General features: G+C 52.1%; 15 protein-coding genes and 4 pseudogenes. 11 read left to right on the forward strand and 8 right to left on the reverse strand.

The window, feature by feature from the left end:
* Positions 1-11 precede the first annotated feature (11 nt).
* The 3 genes and pseudogenes from WES_RS16660 to WES_RS23510 all read left to right on the forward strand — a co-directional run.
* Positions 12-4,145: an RHS element core protein gene (locus tag WES_RS16660; protein ID WP_016159308.1), complete on the forward strand. Its 4,134-nt coding sequence runs from the start codon at positions 12-14 to the stop codon at positions 4,143-4,145.
* A gap of 26 nt (positions 4,146-4,171) precedes the next feature.
* Positions 4,172-4,516, forward strand: coding sequence for a hypothetical protein (locus WES_RS16655; RefSeq protein ID WP_016159307.1), 345 nt, complete (start codon positions 4,172-4,174; stop codon positions 4,514-4,516).
* Positions 4,517-4,909: 393 nt separating this feature from the next.
* A pseudogene (locus tag WES_RS23510) lies at positions 4,910-5,357 on the forward strand (ISAs1 family transposase); the annotation flags it as partial.
* 62 nt (positions 5,358-5,419) lie between these two features.
* Here the strand turns inward: WES_RS23510 and WES_RS16650 are convergent.
* Complete coding sequence (locus WES_RS16650) at positions 5,420-6,190, reverse strand: amidohydrolase (protein WP_016159304.1); 771 nt, start codon at positions 6,188-6,190, stop codon at positions 5,420-5,422.
* A gap of 180 nt (positions 6,191-6,370) precedes the next feature.
* Here WES_RS16650 and ivy point away from each other — a divergent pair, with 180 nt between their 5' ends.
* Positions 6,371-6,817 (forward strand): Ivy family C-type lysozyme inhibitor, encoded by a 447-nt coding sequence (gene ivy, locus WES_RS16645; RefSeq protein ID WP_016159303.1) that lies wholly within the window; start codon positions 6,371-6,373, stop codon positions 6,815-6,817.
* 42 nt (positions 6,818-6,859) lie between these two features.
* Here the strand turns inward: ivy and fadE are convergent, their stop codons facing one another.
* On the reverse strand, positions 6,860-9,304 hold the full coding sequence (gene fadE / locus WES_RS16640) for an acyl-CoA dehydrogenase FadE (protein ID WP_016159302.1): 2,445 nt from the start codon (positions 9,302-9,304) through the stop codon (positions 6,860-6,862).
* A gap of 239 nt (positions 9,305-9,543) precedes the next feature.
* On the opposite strand from fadE, the gene lpcA reads away from it, so the two are divergent.
* Complete coding sequence (lpcA, locus tag WES_RS16635; protein WP_016159301.1) at positions 9,544-10,122, forward strand: D-sedoheptulose 7-phosphate isomerase; 579 nt, start codon at positions 9,544-9,546, stop codon at positions 10,120-10,122.
* Between the two features lie 203 nt (positions 10,123-10,325).
* Positions 10,326-11,093: a class II glutamine amidotransferase gene (locus tag WES_RS16630; protein ID WP_010346050.1), complete on the forward strand. Its 768-nt coding sequence runs from the start codon at positions 10,326-10,328 to the stop codon at positions 11,091-11,093.
* Here WES_RS16630 and dpaA read toward each other — a convergent pair.
* From dpaA to dinJ, 3 genes are all read right to left on the reverse strand, one after another.
* Positions 11,064-11,804 carry a peptidoglycan meso-diaminopimelic acid protein amidase gene (gene dpaA / locus WES_RS16625; RefSeq protein ID WP_001225687.1) on the reverse strand — a complete coding sequence of 247 codons (741 nt, stop codon included), beginning with the start codon at positions 11,802-11,804 and terminating at the stop codon, positions 11,064-11,066. The genes WES_RS16630 and dpaA overlap by 30 nt on opposite strands.
* A gap of 155 nt (positions 11,805-11,959) precedes the next feature.
* Positions 11,960-12,238, reverse strand: coding sequence for a type II toxin-antitoxin system mRNA interferase toxin YafQ (gene yafQ, locus WES_RS16620; RefSeq protein WP_000615979.1), 279 nt, complete (start codon positions 12,236-12,238; stop codon positions 11,960-11,962).
* A 2-nt stretch (positions 12,239-12,240) separates the two neighbouring features.
* Positions 12,241-12,501, reverse strand: a complete 261-nt coding sequence (gene dinJ / locus WES_RS16615; RefSeq protein ID WP_000729710.1) for a type II toxin-antitoxin system antitoxin DinJ — start codon at positions 12,499-12,501, stop codon at positions 12,241-12,243.
* Positions 12,502-12,710: 209 nt separating this feature from the next.
* Here dinJ and WES_RS0121005 point away from each other — a divergent pair.
* A pseudogene (locus WES_RS0121005) lies at positions 12,711-13,461 on the forward strand (C40 family peptidase).
* Between the two features lie 55 nt (positions 13,462-13,516).
* On the opposite strand, the gene WES_RS16610 reads toward WES_RS0121005, so the two are convergent.
* The 3 genes and pseudogenes from WES_RS16610 to WES_RS16605 all read right to left on the reverse strand — a co-directional run.
* Positions 13,517-13,873 (reverse strand): type II toxin-antitoxin system HicB family antitoxin, encoded by a 357-nt coding sequence (locus WES_RS16610; protein WP_001030481.1) that lies wholly within the window; start codon positions 13,871-13,873, stop codon positions 13,517-13,519.
* A pseudogene (locus tag WES_RS0121010) lies at positions 13,866-14,144 on the reverse strand (type II toxin-antitoxin system HicA family toxin). The gene WES_RS16610 and the pseudogene WES_RS0121010 overlap by 8 nt, the downstream one beginning before the upstream one ends.
* Before the next feature lie 103 nt (positions 14,145-14,247).
* A pseudogene (locus WES_RS16605) lies at positions 14,248-15,966 on the reverse strand (flagellar biosynthesis protein FlhA); the annotation flags it as partial.
* Between WES_RS16605 and lafU the strand changes: the two are divergent.
* The 4 genes from lafU to yafO all read left to right on the forward strand — a co-directional run bounded on the left by lafU (position 15,932) and on the right by yafO (position 18,589).
* Positions 15,932-16,717, forward strand: a complete 786-nt coding sequence (lafU, locus tag WES_RS16600) for a putative lateral flagellar export/assembly protein LafU (RefSeq protein WP_064732604.1) — start codon at positions 15,932-15,934, stop codon at positions 16,715-16,717. The pseudogene WES_RS16605 and the gene lafU sit on opposite strands and share 35 nt — an antisense overlap.
* A gap of 70 nt (positions 16,718-16,787) precedes the next feature.
* Positions 16,788-17,843, forward strand: a complete 1,056-nt coding sequence (dinB, locus tag WES_RS16595) for a DNA polymerase IV (RefSeq protein WP_016159295.1) — start codon at positions 16,788-16,790, stop codon at positions 17,841-17,843.
* A gap of 51 nt (positions 17,844-17,894) precedes the next feature.
* Positions 17,895-18,188: a type I toxin-antitoxin system antitoxin YafN gene (yafN, locus tag WES_RS16590; RefSeq protein ID WP_000554758.1), complete on the forward strand. Its 294-nt coding sequence runs from the start codon at positions 17,895-17,897 to the stop codon at positions 18,186-18,188.
* A 2-nt stretch (positions 18,189-18,190) separates the two neighbouring features.
* Positions 18,191-18,589: a type II toxin-antitoxin system mRNA interferase toxin YafO gene (yafO, locus tag WES_RS16585; protein WP_001263497.1), complete on the forward strand. Its 399-nt coding sequence runs from the start codon at positions 18,191-18,193 to the stop codon at positions 18,587-18,589.
* Positions 18,590-18,595: the final 6 nt, after the last annotated feature.

Below are 18,595 nucleotides of genomic sequence, written 5' to 3' on the forward strand. Positions count from 1 at the left end.
GGAATTGAATCATGAGCGGAAAACCGGCAGCGCGTCAGGGAGATATGACCCAGTACGGTGGTCTCATTGTCCAGGGTTCGGCAGGTGTAAGAATTGGCGCGCCCACCGGCGTGGCCTGTTCAGTGTGCCCGGGCGGAGTCACTTCCGGCAACCCGGTAAACCCGCTGCTGGGAGCGAAGGTGCTGCCTGGCGAGACGGATGTTGCGCTGCCCGGCCCGCTGCCGTTCATTCTCTCCCGCACCTACAGCAGCTACCGGACGAAAACGCCTGCGCCGGTGGGGGTTTTTGGTCCCGGCTGGAAAGCGCCTTCTGATATCCGCTTACAGATACGTGATGATGCACTGATACTCAACGACAACGGCGGACGGAGCATTTGCTTTGAGCCGCTGCTGCCGGGTGAGGCGGTGTTCAGCCGCAGCGAGTCACTGTGGCTGGTTCGCGGCGGTAAGGCAGCGCAGCCGGACGGGCACACGCTGGGGCGGCTATGGGCGTCGCTGCCGGAAGATATCCGGTTAAGCCCGCACCTTTACCTGGCGACCAACAGCGCACAGGGGCCGTGGTGGATACTCGGCTGGTCTGAGCGGGTGCCGGGTATGGATGAGGTGCTGCCAGCGCCGCTGCCGCCGTACCGGGTGCTGACCGGGATGGCAGACCGCTTCGGGCGGACGCTGACATACCGGCGTGAGGCCGCAGGCGACCTGGCCGGGGAAATCACCGGCGTGACGGACGGTGCCGGGCGGGAGTTTCGTCTGGTGCTGACCACGCAGGCGCAGCGGGCGGAAGAGGCCCAACAGCAGGCGGTTGTCGCCGGAGCAAAACAGCCGGACATTCCTGATTCACTGCCGGAGAGCACAGAATACGGCGCTGACAGGGGTATCCGCCTTTCAGCGGTGTGGCTGACGCACGACCCGGCCTACCCGGAGAGCCTGCCCGGTGCGCCACTGGCGCGGTACACGTATACGGAAGCTGGTGAACTGCTGGCGGTATATGACCGCAGCGGGACACAGGTGCGCGTTTTCACGTATGACCCGCAGCACCCGGGCCGGATGGTGGGGCACCGTTACGCGGGAAGGCCGGAGATGCGCTACCGCTACGACGATGCGGTGCGGGTGACAGAGCAGCTGAACCCGGCAGGCTTAAGCTATACCTACCAGTATGAGAAAGACCGCATCACCATCACCGACAGCCTGAACCGGCGTGAGGTACTGCATACAGAAGGCGGGGCCGGGCTGAAGCGGGTGGTGAAAAAGGAACTCGCGGATGGCAGCATCACCCGAAGTAAATTTGACTATATGGGGCGACTCCAGTCACAGACGGATGCAGCAGGCCGGACAACAGAATACAGTCCGAATGTGGTGACGGGACTCGTCACGTGCATCACCACGCCGGACGGCAGGAAATCGGAATTTTACTATAACAATCAAAACCAGTTAACCTCAGCCTCCGGGCCTGACGGACTGGAAATGCGCCGGAAATATGATGAGTACGGGCGTCTGACGCAGGAAACCACCCGCAACGGCGATGTCACCCGCTACAGTTATGATAATCCACACAGTGAATTACCGGCCACGACAACGGATGCAACGGGCGGCACCCGGCAGATGACCTGGAGCCACTACGGGCAGTTGCTGGCGTTCACTGACTGTTCCGGGTATCAGACCCGCTATGAATATGACCGCTTTGGTCAGATGACGGCGGTTCACCGTGAGGAAGGTATCAGCCTTTACCGCAGCTATGACAACCGTGGCCGGTTAATCTCAGCAAAAGACGCGCAGGGCCGTGAAACCCGTTACGAATACAACACCTCAGGCGACCAGACCGCCGTCATTGCCCCGGACGGCAACCGGAGCGAGACACAGTACGATGCATGGGGAAAGGCGGTCAGCACCACGCAGGGCGGGCTGACGCGCAGTATGGAATACGACGCTGCGGGACGTGTCACCACACTGACCAACGAGAACGGCAGCCACAGCGCCTTCCGTTACGACGCGCTGAACCGCCTGGTACAGCAGAGTGGTTTTGACGGGCGGACACAGCGTTACCATTATGACCTGACCGGAAAACTCACGCACAGTGAAGACGAGGGACTTGTCACCCTCTGGCACTACGACGAATCGGACCGTATCACTCATCGCACGGTGAACGGCGAAGCGGCAGAGCAGTGGCAGTACGACGCCCACGGCTGGCTGACAGACATCAGCCATCTCAGCGAAGGCCACCGGGTGGCGGTGCATTACGGCTATGACGCCAGAGGCCGCCTGACCAGTGAGCGCCAGACGGTGGAGAACCCGGAGACGGGAGAACAGCTCTGGCAGTATGAGACCCGGCACGCGTACAACGAACAGGGGCTGGCAAACCGCGTCATACCGGACAGCCTGCCGCCGGTGGAGTGGCTGACGTATGGCAGCGGCTACCTGGCGGGAATGAAGCTGGGCGACACGCCCCTGGTGGAATACACCCGCGACCGCCTGCACAGGGAAACGGTGCGCAGCTTCGGTAATAACGCATACGAGCTGACCAGCACCTACACCCCCGCCGGGCAGCCGGAGAGTCAGCATCTGAACAGCATGGGGTTTGACCGTGACTACAGCTGGAATGATAACGGCGACCTGGTGCGCATCAGCGGCCCGCGACAGACGCGGGAATACGGCTACAGCGCCACGGGCAGGCTGGAGAGCGTGCGCACCCTTGCATCAGACCTGGACATCCGCATCCCGTATGCGACGGACCCGGCGGGAAACCGGCTGCCGGACCCGGAGCTGCACCCGGACAGCACGCACACGGCGTGGCCGGATAACCGCATCACTGAAGACGCACATTACCTGTATCTCTACGATGAATACGGCAGACTGACGGAGAAGACGGACCGCATCCCGGCGGGTGTAATACGGACGGACGACGAGCGCACCCATCACTACCATTACGACAGCCTGCACCGCCTGGTCCATTACATCCGTATCCAGTATGAGGAGCCACTGGTGGAGAGCCGCTATCTCTACGACCCGCTGGGACGGCGGACGGGTAAACGGGTGTGGCGTCGCGTGCGTGACCTGACGGGGGGGATGTCGCTGTCGCGCAGGCCAGAAGTGACATGGTACGGCTGGGACGGAGACCGGCTGACGACGGTACAGACAGACACCACGCGAATCCAGACGGTCTACGAGCCGGGGAGCTTCACGCCGCTCATCCGCATCGAAACAGAGAACGGCGAGCGGGAGAAAGCGCAGCGCCGCAGTCTGGCGGAGAAGTTGCAGCAGGAAGGGAGTGAGGACGGTCACGACGTGGTGTTCCCGGCTGAACTGGTGCGGCTGCTGGACAGGCTGGAGGAGGAAATCCGGGCAGACCGCGTGAGCCGTGAAAGCCACGCGTGGCTGGCGCAGTGCGGGCTGACGGTGGAGCAACTGGCCAGACAGGTGGAGCCGGAATACACACCGGCGCGAAAAGTTCATCTTTATCACTGTGACCACCGGGGACTGCCGCTGGCGCTCATCAGCGAAGACGGCAATACGGCGTGGAGTGCGGAGTATGATGAATGGGGTAACCAGCTGAATGAGGAGAACCCGCATCACCTGTACCAGTCGTACCGCCTTCCGGGTCAGCAGTACGATGAGGAGTCGGGGCTGTACTATAACCGGAACCGGTATTATGACCCGTTGCAGGGGAGGTATATTACTCAGGACCCGATAGGGCTGGCGGGAGGATTAAACCCGTACAGTTACGTTATGAACAATCCTGTGCAATGGATTGATCCATTGGGATTAGCTCATACTTCAGGAAAATGGAAGGACTGTGGTAAAGGTTGTCGAATCCGAATAGATGGCGATGCTGTTGGTGACGGAAGACATTTGCATTGGGAGTGTAAAAATGGGAGTGGTGTAATGGGAGAATTTGGAGGTATGTCCCATGGTGAGGATTACTCATCAGCACCAAATAGCATTAAGAAATGTGCAAAAAAATATGGTTTCGAGCCAGAACCAAGTAAAGATCTATCATGCAAAACCTCCGGACTATCAACTACTGATGCGGCTATTGCAACTGGTGCTACAATTGGCGTAGGGTATGTTATATATAGAGTGATTCGATTTATACCTTCACTTGCGCCACCTCTTTGGTGGTCAATACCTGCAAACGTTGTTACTCCATGATTAAAACGGATAATGGAGATTATATAATGAGTGATTTTGATATTGTGAGTTCAATTGACTGGCATGATGGGGTTTTGTTAGAAGTAAAAACGACATTCAAAGAATCTCATTTTAACATGACGTTATTTATTGATGTTTATAAAAATGAGAGCATTAGAGAAAAAATGATAGTTGAATTTTCTGATATAGATGATTTAGTGTTCACTATGGATTCTGCTGAGTTAATCGATAATCACAAGTCAGGTAATGTAAGTAATGGATATATAAAGAAAATAAAAAACAAAAGGATGTATAAGTTTTTTCTTTATTTTTCTGATGGCTTATTAAGTATGTCATTTAAAAATTTACAATTAATAAAAGCATTAGAGTAACCAAATAAAAGGACTGGAGAAATCAGGGGAAGATCATTAAAGTTGTGATTATCATCACAACTTTAATCTTGGTTTTATCTTGTTGACTTGATTAATATCTAATTGCTAAATAATTAAATATATTAGAAAAGGACGTCTGGTGAACATTCAAAGTTTTCTTAATTATATTCCAATTATTCCTGATCTTAATGAACCCGATGGACCAGCAACGGCAGGGATAGATGATTGGAATGAACTCGGAGTTAGGGTCAGGGAAAGATCACATAACGCTGCTTTTTTGCACTAAATAATTCGCACTATATATTCAATAATTTATTAATTCCTTATTGCTCAAAACTGTTTTTCACAGCTTATATATAATCAAATGCTCCTTACATAAATAAGGAGAACAAAATGGAACTTAAAAAATTGATGGAACATATTTCTATTCCTCCCGATTACAGACAAGCCTGGAAAGTGGAACATAAATTGTCAGATATCCTGGCGCTGACAATCTGTGCCGTCATTTTCGGGGCTGAAGGATAGGAAGATATAGAGGATTTTGGGGAAACACATCTCGATTTTTTGAAGCAATATGGTCATTTTAAAAATGGCATCCCTGTTCAAGATTCCATTGCCAGCGTTGTATCCTGTATCAGTCCTGCAAAATTTTAACTGGATGCGTGACTGCCATTCCTCAAATGATAAAGACGTCATTGCAATTGATGGCAAAACGCTCCGGCACTCTTATGATAAGAGTCGCCGCAAGGGAGCGATTCATGTCATTAGTGCGTTCTCAACTATGCACAGTCTGAGCCTTGGGCAGATTAAGACAGATGAGAAATCCAATGAGATTACAGCGACCTCGCGTCAGTCTTTGCGGAGGGCGTCTAACCTCGCCCCTTCCCTAAAAACAATGCTAACTCACAGCAACCTGAACCCATCCGCGTCCTGCCATGCCGGGAATTTTTCACGATATTCGCGTAATGCCACCATCGAAAGTTCTGCATCTATGCGTGTGGCCTGATGTGGTTCGGCGGTAGCGAGAGTTTCGCCTTGCGGATTAATCACCCGACTATCACCGCGATAGTGGCAGCCATTGCCATCGCTACCCACGCGATTACATCCCGCCACATACGCCTGATTTTCAATAGCGCGAGCCGTCAGCAAAGCCTGCCAGTGCAGAGAGCGCGGGGCAGGCCAGTTGGCGACGTAGATTGCCAGGTCATAATCGTTGAAATTGCGCGACCACACCGGAAAACGTAGGTCGTAGCACACCAGCGGCAAAATACGCCAGCCGCGCCATTCCACAATCACTCGCTCATTGCCCGCTTTATAATGCAGATGCTCATCCGCCATGCGGAACAGATGACGTTTGTCATAAAAATGTACCGTGCCGCCCGGCTCAACCAGCAAAAAGCGATTAACCGAACCTGAGTCCGTTTGCAATGCAACACTGCCCGCAATCAACGCATTGCACTGTTGCGCTTTGGCGCTCATCCAGTCCACCACGTTCTCTTGCGATAGCGATGAAACCGCCGCTTCCATGGCAAAGCCGCTGGTGAACATCTCTGGTAGAACGATCACATCGCGCCCGGTAATACCTTCCAGTTGACGATCAAAATGGCGCAGGTTGGCAGGACCATCCATCCACACCAACGGTTGCTGCAAAAGCGTAATCTTCAAACCAGGCACGGTGTACAACTCCTTTATTCGAGGGGTTTTATAACTTTAACACTTTATCAGGCTATTACCTTACTGCGGAATAAATTGATAACAAATGCAGATATTGGAAATATCTGATTTGCAAAATATCGTGTTATCGCCAGGCTTTAGGGTGTTAATAACATGGGCAGGATAAGCTCGGGAGGAATGATGTTTAAGGCAATAACGACAGTCGCCGCTTTGGTCATCGCCACCAGTGCAATGGCGCAGGATGATTTAACAATTAGCAGCCTGGCAAAGGGCGAAGCTACCAAAGCTGCGTTTAATCAGATGGTGCAAGGGCATAAGCTACCAGTCTGGGTGATGAAAGGCGGTACTTATACCCCCGCACAAACCGTAACGTTGGGAGATGAGACTTATCAGGTGATGAGTGCGTGCAAACCGCATGATTGCGGCTCGCAACGTATTGCGGTGATGTGGTCCGAGAAATCTAATCAGATGACGGGTCTGTTCTCGACCATTGATGAGAAAACTTCGCAAGAGAAGCTCACCTGGCTGAATGTGAACGATGCGCTCTCGATTGATGGTAAAACGGTGCTGTTCGCGGCGTTGACTGGCAGCCTGGAAAACCATCCAGATGGATTTAATTTCAAATAATTAGCAGATAAAGAAACGGAGCCTTTCGGCTCCGTTATTCAATTACGCGGCTTCAACTTTCCGCACTTTCTCTGGCAACTTTACCGGCTTCGTCGCCAGCTCTTCCGGTTCAAAGTCATCAACGTTAATACTGCGCAGACGGCTCTCTTCTGCTTTCACCAGAATGGCGGCTTCATCTTTATCAATCAGCCCCTTCGCCAGCGCGTTGTGTGCCAGTTCATCCAGACGGATAAATGGCAGATTTTTACCCAGTTCTTTACAGATCCGCTGATGAATCGGATCGGCGGCAATGACATCCACCAGCGCCTCTTCCAGCAAGCCAACCGGATTATGCTCACTCGGCGTCAGGTACTGACCGCGACCAATGCGTGAACGGGTGGCGTTTGGCACTTGTAAAATCTTCGCCACCTTATGATCCAGCTTGTCAGACGGCGCCAGATAGTGACGACCGGTTGGGAAGATCACCACATTCAGCAGCTCGGCAACCACGCGGTTCGGGAAGTTTTGTAGCAAATCATCCATCGCCTGTTCAGCCTGATACAGCGCATCCTGAACGCCCCAGTGCACCAGCGGCAGGTCAGCTTCATTGCGGCCTTCGTCGTCATAACGTTTCAAAACGGCGGAGGCGAGGTAAAGCTGACTTAAAATATCCCCCAGACGTGCCGAGATACGCTCACGGCGTTTCAGGCTACCACCCAGCACCGCCATCGACACATCGGAAAGTAAGGCGAGGTTGGCGCTCAGGCGGTTCAGGTGCTGGTAATAACGTTTAGTCGCATCGCCGGTTGGTGTGCTACTGGTTAAACCGCGCGTCAAACCGAGCCAGAAGCTACGAACTTTGTTACTACCGACGTGACCGATATGTTTGAACAACAGTTTATCGAACGCGTTGACGTCATTGTTCTTCGCCGCTTCCATCTCTTCGAGCACGTACGGATGGCAACGAATCGCCCCCTGACCGAAGATCATCATACTACGGGTCAGAATATTCGCCCCTTCAACGGTGATGGCAATCGGTGCGCCCTGGTAAGCTCGCGCCAGGAAGTTGCTCTGACCGAGCATAATGCCTTTACCACCAGTGATATCCATCGCATCGATAATCGACTGCTGCCCACGGTGGGTACAGTGATACTTAACGATAGCCGACAGCACGGCCGGTTTTTCACCGAGCATAATGCCGTAGGTAATCAGCGACGCCGCAGCATCCATTACGTACGCATTACCGGCAATACGCGCCAGCGGCTCTTCAATCCCTTCCATCTTACCTATAGAGATTTTGAACTGACGACGAATGTGAGCATACGCCCCCGTTGCCAGCGCCACCGACTTCACGCCGCCGGTTGAGTTGGAAGGTAGGGTGATGCCACGACCCACCGAGAGACACTCCACCAGCATCCGCCAGCCTTGTCCGGCCATTTTGGGGCCGCCGATAATGTAATCGATCGGTACGAAGACATCTTTTCCGCGCGTCGGTCCGTTCTGGAACGGCACGTTCAGCGGGAAGTGGCGACGACCAATTTCCACGCCCGGCGTGGTGGTCGGGATCAGCGCACAGGTAATGCCTAAATCTTCTGCACCACCCAGCAGTTTGTCCGGGTCGGAGAGTTTAAACGCCAGCCCAAGCACGGTCGCAATGGGTGCCAGCGTAATATAGCGTTTGTTCCAGGTCAGACGCATTCCCAGCACCTGCTGGCCCTGCCACTCACCCATGCAAACAATCCCGGTGTCCGGAATAGCGCCCGCATCGGAACCCGCTTCCGGGCTGGTCAGCGCAAAGCAAGGGATCTCCTGACCACGCGCCAGACGCGGCAGATAGTGATTTTTCTGCTCGTCAGTGCCGTAATGTTGCAGCAGTTCACCCGGACCTAATGAGTTTGGCACGCCGACGGTAATCGCCAGAATCCCGCTCACCCCAGAGAGTTTTTGCAGCACGCGAGACTGGGCATAAGCCGAGAACTCCAGCCCACCGTACTCTTTCTTGATGATCATCGCGAAGAAACGATGCTCTTTCAGATACGCCCACAGCTCCGGCGGTAGATCCGCCAGTTCATGGGTAATCTGGAAATCATTCGCCATTCGGCAGGCTTCTTCTACCGGGCCATCGAGAAACGCTTGCTCTTCAGCGGTCAGGCGCGGCTGCGGATAGTTATGCAGCTTTTTCCAGTCCGGTTTACCCTGGAATAGATCGCCTTCCCACCAGGTCGTTCCGGCGTCAATCGCTTCTTTCTCAGTGCGCGACATCGGCGGCATCACCTTACGGAAACCGCGAAACACTGGCGCTGAAATCATCGACTTACGCATTGGCGCAAAGTTAAACGGTACGAGGATAATGGCCAGAGGCACCAGTACCCACGCCGACCACAGACCAGCGACGCCGAGGGCGGCTGTCCAGGCGAGCAAAATCAGACTGCTGATAAATAAGCTCACGCGGTGATAAAACAACGCGCCGAGCAGGACAACCGTAGCGAGAATACTCAAAATCATCATAACGAAAAGCCCCTTACTTGTAGGAGGTCTGACCACTTGTGATGATATGGTTGTAGTGGATGTAAAAACATTTAGCAATGCGTTTACAATATAATTACAACAAAGCTCACATTGTTGCTGTTTTTATCCGCACTTCGGGTCAAAAAGTCCTGGTCATTCCGCCGCGCTGGTCTTCTCGCTTCTGGTGGTATCCGGTACACTGCATTTTGTCTAATTCATTTATGCTGAAGGATATCCTCATGTACCAGGATCTTATTCGTAACGAACTGAACGAAGCGGCGGAAACGCTGGCTAACTTTTTAAAAGATGACGCCAATATTCACGCCATTCAGCGCGCGGCGGTCCTGTTAGCAGACAGTTTTAAAGCCGGTGGCAAGGTGCTTTCCTGCGGCAACGGCGGCTCCCATTGCGACGCCATGCACTTTGCTGAAGAGTTGACGGGGCGCTACCGTGAAAACCGTCCGGGTTATCCGGCGATTGCCATTTCTGATGTCAGCCACATCACCTGTGTGGGTAATGATTTTGGGTTTAACGACATTTTCTCCCGTTACGTTGAAGCAGTAGGTCGCGAAGGTGATGTGCTGCTGGGGATCTCCACCTCCGGTAACTCAGCTAACGTAATCAAGGCGATTGCAGCGGCGCGTGAGAAGGGCATGAAAGTGATCACCCTGACCGGTAAAGACGGCGGCAAAATGGCTGGCACGGCAGATATCGAAATTCGCGTTCCTCACTTTGGCTATGCCGATCGCATTCAGGAGATCCACATTAAAGTTATCCATATCCTGATCCAATTAATTGAAAAAGAGATGGTCAAGTAAGTCTGGCGTAGGCCGGATAAGGCGTTCACGCCGCATCCGGCATTTGTGCGCTGATGCCTGATGCGACGCTGACGCGTCTTATCATGCCTACAAATCTGTACCCGAACCATAGGTCGAATAATGCGTTTACGCCGCATCCGACCTGAAAATTCTTAAATCAATCTTCGCCGGGGGCATTTCCCCCGCTGTTGTGGAGGTTACCCATGTGCGAACTGCTCGGGATGAGCGCCAACGTCCCAACCGATATCTGCTTTAGTTTCACCGGGCTTGTACAGCGCGGTGGTGGAACCGGGCCACATAAAGATGGCTGGGGTATCACCTTTTACGAAGGTAAAGGTTGTCGCACATTTAAAGATCCACAACCCAGCTTTAATTCCCCCATCGCCAAACTTGTCCAGGACTACCCGATAAAATCCTGCTCGGTAATCGCTCATATTCGCCAGGCCAATCGGGGCGAGGTGGCGCTGGAAAATACTCACCCGTTTACCCGCGAGCTATGGGGACGCAACTGGACTTATGCGCATAACGGGCAACTGACGGGCTATAAATCACTGGAAACCGGCAACTTCCGTCCGGTAGGCGAAACCGACAGCGAAAAAGCCTTCTGCTGGTTGTTGTATAAACTGACGCAGCGTTACCCGCGCACGCCGGGCAACATGGCGGCGGTGTTTAAATATATCGCCTCACTGGCGGATGAGTTGCGGCAGAAGGGCGTTTTCAACATGCTGCTTTCAGACGGGCGCTATGTAATGGCGTATTGCTCGACTAATTTACACTGGATCACCCGCCGCGCGCCGTTTGGCGTGGCGACGTTGCTGGATCAGGATGTGGAAATCGACTTCAGCTCGCAGACCACACCGAATGATGTGGTCACGGTGATTGCGACTCAGCCGCTGACGGGCAATGAAACCTGGCAAAAGATTATGCCAGGCGAATGGCGCTTATTTTGCCTCGGGGAGCGTGTAGTTTGATGCCAGTTGTGGTTGCACAACTTCGTGGCTTAACGGCTTGCTGACCACGTAACGGCCATTGACTACAGAAACGGTCGGTGGCTTACGAGTCTGTTCAAAGTAGTCGTAGCCTGGCTTGAGTTGCTCCCAGAAGTCCTTAAAGTTGGAATACTTATGGCGCTTCATATTGGCGTCGGTCATGCGGAACGGGTAAATGCTCACTTGTACACTCGGCTGACCAAACACCAGCGCGCCAGTAACGAACTGGAAGATCTCATCAATACCCTGATTGGTCATCGCGTAGCAGCCGATGGAAACACAATCGCCGTGAATCATCAGGTATTTCCCTTCGTAACCATGCGCTCGGTCATAGGCGTTAGGGAAACCAATATTAATCGCTTTGTAGTAACGGCTGTCTGGTTTTAATTGATTACGCTGAACGCTATAAAACCCTTCCGGACTTTTGAAATCGCCCTGACGCTGTTTTGGTCCTAACCCGCCGGAATATTTACAGATTTTATAACTGTCGAGCAGTTGATATTGCTCGCCCATTTTGACGTAGAGATCGAGCGTGCGCTCTTCCTTGAAGATTTGGATGTAGACAGGAGATCCCATCAACTGCTGCTTATACTCTTTGCTCACTGGCGTGGTGGAACTACCGCTGCCCAGCAAACTGGCAAACGAAACGCACGGGATCAACAACATCGCAAGAATTAATGCGATTTTACGCATACTGCTTATTCCTTGATAAAACGGTTACACACGCCAGGGCGGCAAAATAGATCCCAAATCGGAATAGTCTGGATTTGGAAGGCTCACATTATCACCAAAAGAGTTTTACGCAAGCCTGTCGGCGCAGGGTTTACAAATTTCATCGGAAGCGGGCTTTACCCAAATAGCGCCGCGTGAGTTCCAGTTCTCTCAAATCGTAAAAGTTTATCGGTAAGTTTGTAAATCAGGATCCAGTCCGGTTCGACATGAGCATCGCGATAACCTTTCCATGAACCTTGCAGCGGGTGGTCTTTATAAACAGCTGGAAGCGGTAAAGTATTATTGATAAGAAGCGTCATAAGATATTTCAATTTATTCATATCCTTATGACGCTTTTGTGCAAGTTTTACATCCTTTGAAAATTGTCCCGAGTATTCAATATCCCTTTGAATCATATTTAAATTCCTAATTTATCAAATAAATCATCGGCGTCTTTGGCCTTATGAACATCAACGCCAGCTTCGCTGTTTTTGATTGATTGAATGGTTGATTGATTAGGCTCGCGTAAATCAAACGGCAATGCCTTTTCACGCGCGACTTTTGTGAGGGTTATGCGAACCAGGTCAGAGATGGTCAGCCCCATCCCGGCTAGTACGTCCGCCGCCTGATTCTTCAAATCCTCATCGATTCGGGCGCGAACAAACGCGTTAGCAGCCATTGGGGTATCTCCTGTGCTGTATATTTATTCAGCTTGAATTGTAGCTCAAATGAGCAACAGCGACAATCCATGAGTAATTTAATAAACGGATGTTTTTACATAATTAACTGAAATATATTTATTAATTTTATAATAATGGTTTATTAAGTTTGTTCAGGTACGGGCCGGGATACACTGCAACATCAATGCATGACCAGCCATTATTGAGAATGTCTTTGCCGTCGATTCCCTCTTTTGTGTTGTCGGGATTATTGTTGCTTTGCTTGCCGTTTTCTTCATTTGCCAGCGCCACCACATCACATATCTCTTTCAGCTACGCCGCCCGCCAGCGGATGCAAAACCGTGCGCGTTTATTAAAACAGTACCAAACCCATCTGAAAAAACAGGCCAGCTATATTGTGGAAGGCAATGCCGAAAGCAGAAGGGCACTGCGGCAACACAACCGCGAACAGATAAAACAGCATCCGGAGTGGTTTCCTGCGCCGCTCAAGGCGAGTGACAGACGCTGGCAGGCACTGGCAGAGAACAACCATTTCTTAAGCAGCGATCATCTGCACAACATCACCGAAGTGGCGATCCACCGCCTGGAGCAGCAGCTTGGCAAGCCTTACGTCTGGGGCGGCACGCGGCCCGATAAAGGCTTCGACTGCAGCGGGTTAGTTTTTTTATGCCTACAACAAGATCCTCGAGGCGAAACTTCCGCGCACGGCCAATGAGATGTATCACTACCATCGGGCAACGATTGTGGCGAACAACGACCTGCGCCGGGGGGATTTGCTGTTTTTCCATATTCATAGCCGCGAAATTGCCGATCATATGGGCGTGTATCTGGGCGATGGGCAGTTTATCGAGTCGCCACGCACCGGGGAAACCATTCGGATAAGTCGGTTAGGCGAACCTTTCTGGCAGGATCATTTTTTGGGCGCGCGGCGGATTTTGACGGAAGAGACGATTTTGTAAATGGGTAATATGAACGACAGGTAAAAGGTCGGATGCCACGTGGCATCCGATCTATTTACATCTGGGCTGAAAACTCACGTTCTAAAACATCAACAATGAGCTGGTTTTTTGAAATGGAATGTTGTCTGGCGACGATGGTCAGCCGTGAATCGATGTGATGAGGAACACGAAGCGTCAGGCGTTTTTGCTCTTCTTCTTCACGAAAAGGGGCAATACCGTCCTCTTCACAATCCGCAATCCACTCATCCAGCGCGCTTTCACCTTCGCGGTATAACGCTTCAATGCTTGTCGCCACAAAGTCACAATAACCATTTACATTGAGGAATTTACCGCGAAATGCGTTGATATCGGCTTCAAATGTCACTGCGGCTGGTTGACCTTTAATCGTAATAATGTTCGATGCTTTATTCATAATCTACCCCTACACAGTTAACAAACCACTCCTTAAGACCTGCTACTGCGCCTTTATCCATCACATTTTTTGGATGTGGCTCATGTGTGCTGAATTTGGTCGTTCCAATCTGAAATTTTCGTCTGGAACCATTGTTATTTTTTATTGTTCCACCCACGGCTTTAATGAGTGCAACAACATCATCTTATTTAATTCCAGATTTTGGCGGCTCCGTCATAACATCGTCGAATGTTTTTCTATGGCGAGAGCCTAACGCGCTGACCTTAATCATACTATCAATCCATGATGTCATTGTATGGTGTCATCGTAGTCCGATTATAATATGACGTCAACCAATGGCGTCAGATGCTGCAAAGGGTGAAATAATCCCCCAATCAACTCAACGCCCCCATAATCTTCAACTCCAGCTCATCCGGCACTTCGTTATACGACAGCACATGCAGCCCCGGCGCAAACAACCTTGCGTAGCGCGCCAGCAAAGGACGCAGTTGCGGCGGAACCAGCAGCACCGGATCTTTCCCCGCCGCTTTCATCTGCTCCTTCACTTGCGGCATCGTACTCTGGAACTGGTTGAGCATATTCGGGTCGACCGGCACGCTGTCGAGCATCACTTTGCCGGCCTGCTGTGCCTGATTCACCACGTTGGTGAGCAGATTTTCCAGCTCATTATTCAGCGTATACACCGTCAGCTCCTGCTTGCGAACAAACGGATGGGTAATGCTGCGCCGCAATGCCAGGCGTACATCGGCCGCCAGCAGAATATGATCTTTGGTCACCGCACTACTGGCGACCAGCACGGTGGCGATGGTGACGATATCGCGCAGGGAAACGCCTTCGGTCAGCAGCGCGCGGTACACTTTCAGCAACTGGCTGTAATTCAGCGCCGCGCTTAAATCTTCCGCCAGCCGTGGTGCCATCGACGACAGGCGGTTATGTAGCTGCGTAATATCATCATAATTAAACAAATCAGGGACATAGCTGCGCACAATTTTGTTCACATGGGTGGCAATCACGCTGGCGCTGTCGATCACCTGATACCCCATATTCAGCGCCTTCGCTTTCTGCGCAGGCTGAATCCAGGTCACCGGCATCCCATATGCCGGGTCATTCCCCAGCACGCCGTCAATCTCGCCGTAGGTTTCGCTGGAGGGCAGGGCCATCAGTTTATCCGCTGGAATATCCGCTTCATCAGCCTTTATGCCGTTGATGAAAATAGCGTACTGGCTGGGCTTGAGGCGGAAGTTTTCCCGAATACGGATCTCCGGTAGCAGCACGCCGTTGCCGTCGGAAATCACCTGCCGCACGCCGCGAATCCGCTGGGTGAGCGGGTTACCCTGCGCTTTATCCACCAGCGCCACCAGCTTATAACCGAGGCTTAAACTGATGGGTTCGATCAGCGGGATGGTCTCCCAACTGACCTGTTGCTCGCTGGTTTCGGTGATGGTGCGGGTCAGCGTTTCGAGGCTTTTCTCTTCCGCCTCCGCCGCCTGCGGCTGTTTGCTCATCCGCCAGCCGGTATAGCCAAGCAGGGCGCTGAACATCAGGAACGGGAAGTGCGGCATTCCCGGCACCACCGCCAGCACAAACATAATCCCGGTGGCGGTGTAGAGCACCGACGGGCTTGCCAGCAACTGGTGACGCACGTCGTGGGCGATATCGCCGTTATCGCTGACGCGGGTGACGATAATTGCCGCTGCGGTGGAGAGCAGCAGGGAAGGGATCTGCGCCACCAGCCCGTCACCGATGGTCATCAGCACATACTGCTGGAAGGCGGCATCGGCGCTCAGGTTGTATTTGAAAATCCCGATACAGACGCCGCCAATCAGGTTGATCGCCAGAATCATCATCCCGGCGATGGCGTCCCCGCGCACGAACTTCGATGCCTCGTCCATCGCGCCGTAGAAATCGGCCTCGCTGGCGACATCTTTACGCCGGGTTTGCGCCTGCGCCTGGTTGATCAGTCCGGCGTTAAGATCGGCGTCAATCGCCATCTGCTTGCCGGGCATCGCGTCCAGGGTAAAGCGGGCAGAAACCTCGGAAATACGCTCAGCCCCTTTGGTGACGACGATAAAGTTGATTGTGAACAGCGTCAGTAAATCCGAGCGTGAAAGCATTATGGCGGCGCTGCATGGGCAGTCGATCTTCAACGGTGGCGGGCTGTCGCCGTTAAATAAAATAAGCCCGACTCATCCGCCGAAACCGACTACTGTGGCGGTGCCGGAAGAAACTGAGAAAAAAGCACGTGATGTGAACGAGAAAACGGCGTTACTGAAGAAGAAATCCGCCACTGAACTGGGCGAGCTGGCGACCAATATCAATACCATCGCCCGTAATGCGCATATGGAAGCGAATCTGGAGATGGAGATTGTTCCGCAGGGATTACGCGTGCTGATTAAAGATGACCAGAACCGCAATATGTTTGAACGCGGCAGCGCGAAGATTATGCCGTTTTTTAAAACGCTGCTGGTGGAATTAGCGCCTGTTTTTGACTCACTCGATAACAAGATCATTATCACCGGGCATACCGATGCGATGGCCTATAAAAGCAATATCTATAACAACTGGAACCTTTCGGGTGACCGCGCGCTCTCTGCCCGTCGGGTGCTGGAAGATGCCGGAATGCCGGAAGATAAAGTGATGCAGGTAAGCGCGATGGCGGACCAGATGCTGCTGGACGCGAAGAATCCGCAAAGCGCAGGCAACCGGCGCATTGAGATTATGGTGCTAACCAAAAGCGCCTCGGACACGCTGCATCAATATTTTGGTCAGCATGGAGATAAGGTGGTGCAGCCGTTGGTGCAAAAACTGGATAAGCAGCAGGCGCTTTCGCAGCGAATGCGTTAAATGCTGAATCTTTACGCATTTCTCAAACCCTAAAATCACTGTATACTTTACCAGTATTGAGAGGTGAGCGATGCGTAAAATCATTCATGTGGATATGGACTGCTTTTTCGCAGCGGTGGAGATGCGTGATAATCCCGCCCTGCGCGATATCCCTGTTGCTATTGGCGGTAGCCGCGAACGTCGGGGGGTGATCAGCACCGCCAATTATCCCGCGCGTAAATTTGGTGTACGCAGCGCAATGCCGACCGGCATGGCGCTCAAATTATGCCCGCACCTCACCTTGCTTCCGGGGCGCTTTGACGCCTACAAAGAAGCCTCAAATCATATCCGCGAAATCTTCTCGCGTTACACTTCGCGCATTGAGCCGTTGTCGCTGGATGAAGCCTATCTCGATGTCACCGACAGCGTGCATTGCCACGGTTCTGCGACTCTCATCGCCCAGGAAATCCGTCAGACAATCTTTAACGAGTTGCACCTGACGGCTTCTGCGGGCGTGGCGCCGGTTAAATTTCTCGCCAAAATCGCCTCTGACATGAACAAACCCAACGGTCAGTTTGTGATTACACCTGCTGACGTTCCTGCATTTCTGCAAACGTTGCCGCTGGCGAGGATTCCTGGTGTCGGCAAAGTATCAGCGGCAAAACTAGAGGCGATGGGGCTGCGCACCTGCGGTGATGTACAAAAGTGTGATCTGGTGACCTTGCTCAAACGCTTTGGCAAATTTGGCCGCATTTTGTGGGAGCGTAGCCAGGGTATCGACGAGCGCGATGTTAACAGTGAACGGCTGCGTAAATCCGTCGGTGTGGAACGCACGATGGCGGAAGATATCCATCACTGGTCTGAATGTGAAGCGATCATTGAGCGGCTTTATCCTGAACTGGAGCGCCGTCTGGCAAAGGTGAAGCCTGATTTACTGATCGCCCGCCAGGGAGTGAAATTAAAGTTCGATGATTTTCAGCAAACCACTCAGGAGCATGTCTGGCCGCGTTTGAATAAAGCTGACCTAATCGCCACTGCGCGTAAAACCTGGGATGAACGTCGCGGCGGACGCGGTGTTCGGCTGGTGGGGCTGCATGTGACGTTGCTTGATCCGCAAATGGAAAGACAACTGGTGTTGGGATTATGATGTATACTATTATGTATATTCTGGTGTGCGTTATTATGAGGGTATCACTGTATGCATCGAATTCTCGCGGAAAAATCGGTCAATATCACTGAGTTACGTAAAAACCCAGCTAAATACTTTATTGATCAACCGGTTGCGGTTCTTTCTAATAATCGCCCCGCAGGATATCTCTTAAGTGCCAGCGCATTCGAAGCGTTAATGGACATGCTTGCTGAACAAGAGGAGAAAAAGCCCATAAAGGCGCGCTTCCGTCCGAGTGCTGCAAGATTAGAGGAAATTACACGCCGCGCTGAACAATATCTTAATGATATGACGGATGATGATTTCAATGACTTTAAGGAATAAGGATGCGGGTATTCAAAACAAAACTTATTCGCCTGCAACTTACAGCAGAGGAACTTGATGCGTTAACGGCGGATTTTATTTCCTATAAGCGTGACGGTGTTTTGCCAGATATATTTGGTCGCGATGCACTCTACGACGATTCGTTTACCTGGCCATTAATTAAATTTGAGCGAGTTGCTCATATTCATATGGCAAATGAGAATAATCCATTTCCGCCACAGTTGCGCCAATTCAGCAGAACGAATGACGAAGCGCATTTGGTATATTGCCAGGGTGCGTTTGATGAGCAAGCATGGTTGCTCATTGCCATTCTGAAACCTGAACCTCATAAACTCGCTCGAGATAACAACCAAATGCATAAAATTGGGAAAATGGCAGAAGCGTTTCGTATGCGTTTTTGAATTTAT

The organism is Escherichia sp. KTE31 (genome assembly GCF_000407925.1).
Taxonomy (GTDB): domain Bacteria; phylum Pseudomonadota; class Gammaproteobacteria; order Enterobacterales; family Enterobacteriaceae; genus Escherichia; species Escherichia ruysiae.

Bases quoted from the DNA above. Each gene is read 5' to 3' on its own strand.
- WES_RS16660 (WP_016159308.1), top strand. From the start codon at position 12: ATGAGCGGAAAACCGGCAGCGCGTCAGGGAGATATGACCCAGTACGGT.
- WES_RS16655 (WP_016159307.1), top strand. From the start codon at position 4,172: ATGAGTGATTTTGATATTGTGAGTTCAATTGACTGGCATGATGGGGTT.
- ivy (WP_016159303.1), top strand. From the start codon at position 6,371: ATGTTTAAGGCAATAACGACAGTCGCCGCTTTGGTCATCGCCACCAGT.
- fadE (WP_016159302.1), bottom strand. From the start codon at position 9,304: ATGATGATTTTGAGTATTCTCGCTACGGTTGTCCTGCTCGGCGCGTTG.
- lpcA (WP_016159301.1), top strand. From the start codon at position 9,544: ATGTACCAGGATCTTATTCGTAACGAACTGAACGAAGCGGCGGAAACG.
- WES_RS16630 (WP_010346050.1), top strand. From the start codon at position 10,326: ATGTGCGAACTGCTCGGGATGAGCGCCAACGTCCCAACCGATATCTGC.
- dpaA (WP_001225687.1), bottom strand. From the start codon at position 11,804: ATGCGTAAAATCGCATTAATTCTTGCGATGTTGTTGATCCCGTGCGTT.
- yafQ (WP_000615979.1), bottom strand. From the start codon at position 12,238: ATGATTCAAAGGGATATTGAATACTCGGGACAATTTTCAAAGGATGTA.
- dinJ (WP_000729710.1), bottom strand. From the start codon at position 12,501: ATGGCTGCTAACGCGTTTGTTCGCGCCCGAATCGATGAGGATTTGAAG.
- WES_RS16610 (WP_001030481.1), bottom strand. From the start codon at position 13,873: ATGAATAAAGCATCGAACATTATTACGATTAAAGGTCAACCAGCCGCA.
- dinB (WP_016159295.1), top strand. From the start codon at position 16,788: ATGCGTAAAATCATTCATGTGGATATGGACTGCTTTTTCGCAGCGGTG.
- yafN (WP_000554758.1), top strand. From the start codon at position 17,895: ATGCATCGAATTCTCGCGGAAAAATCGGTCAATATCACTGAGTTACGT.
- yafO (WP_001263497.1), top strand. From the start codon at position 18,191: ATGCGGGTATTCAAAACAAAACTTATTCGCCTGCAACTTACAGCAGAG.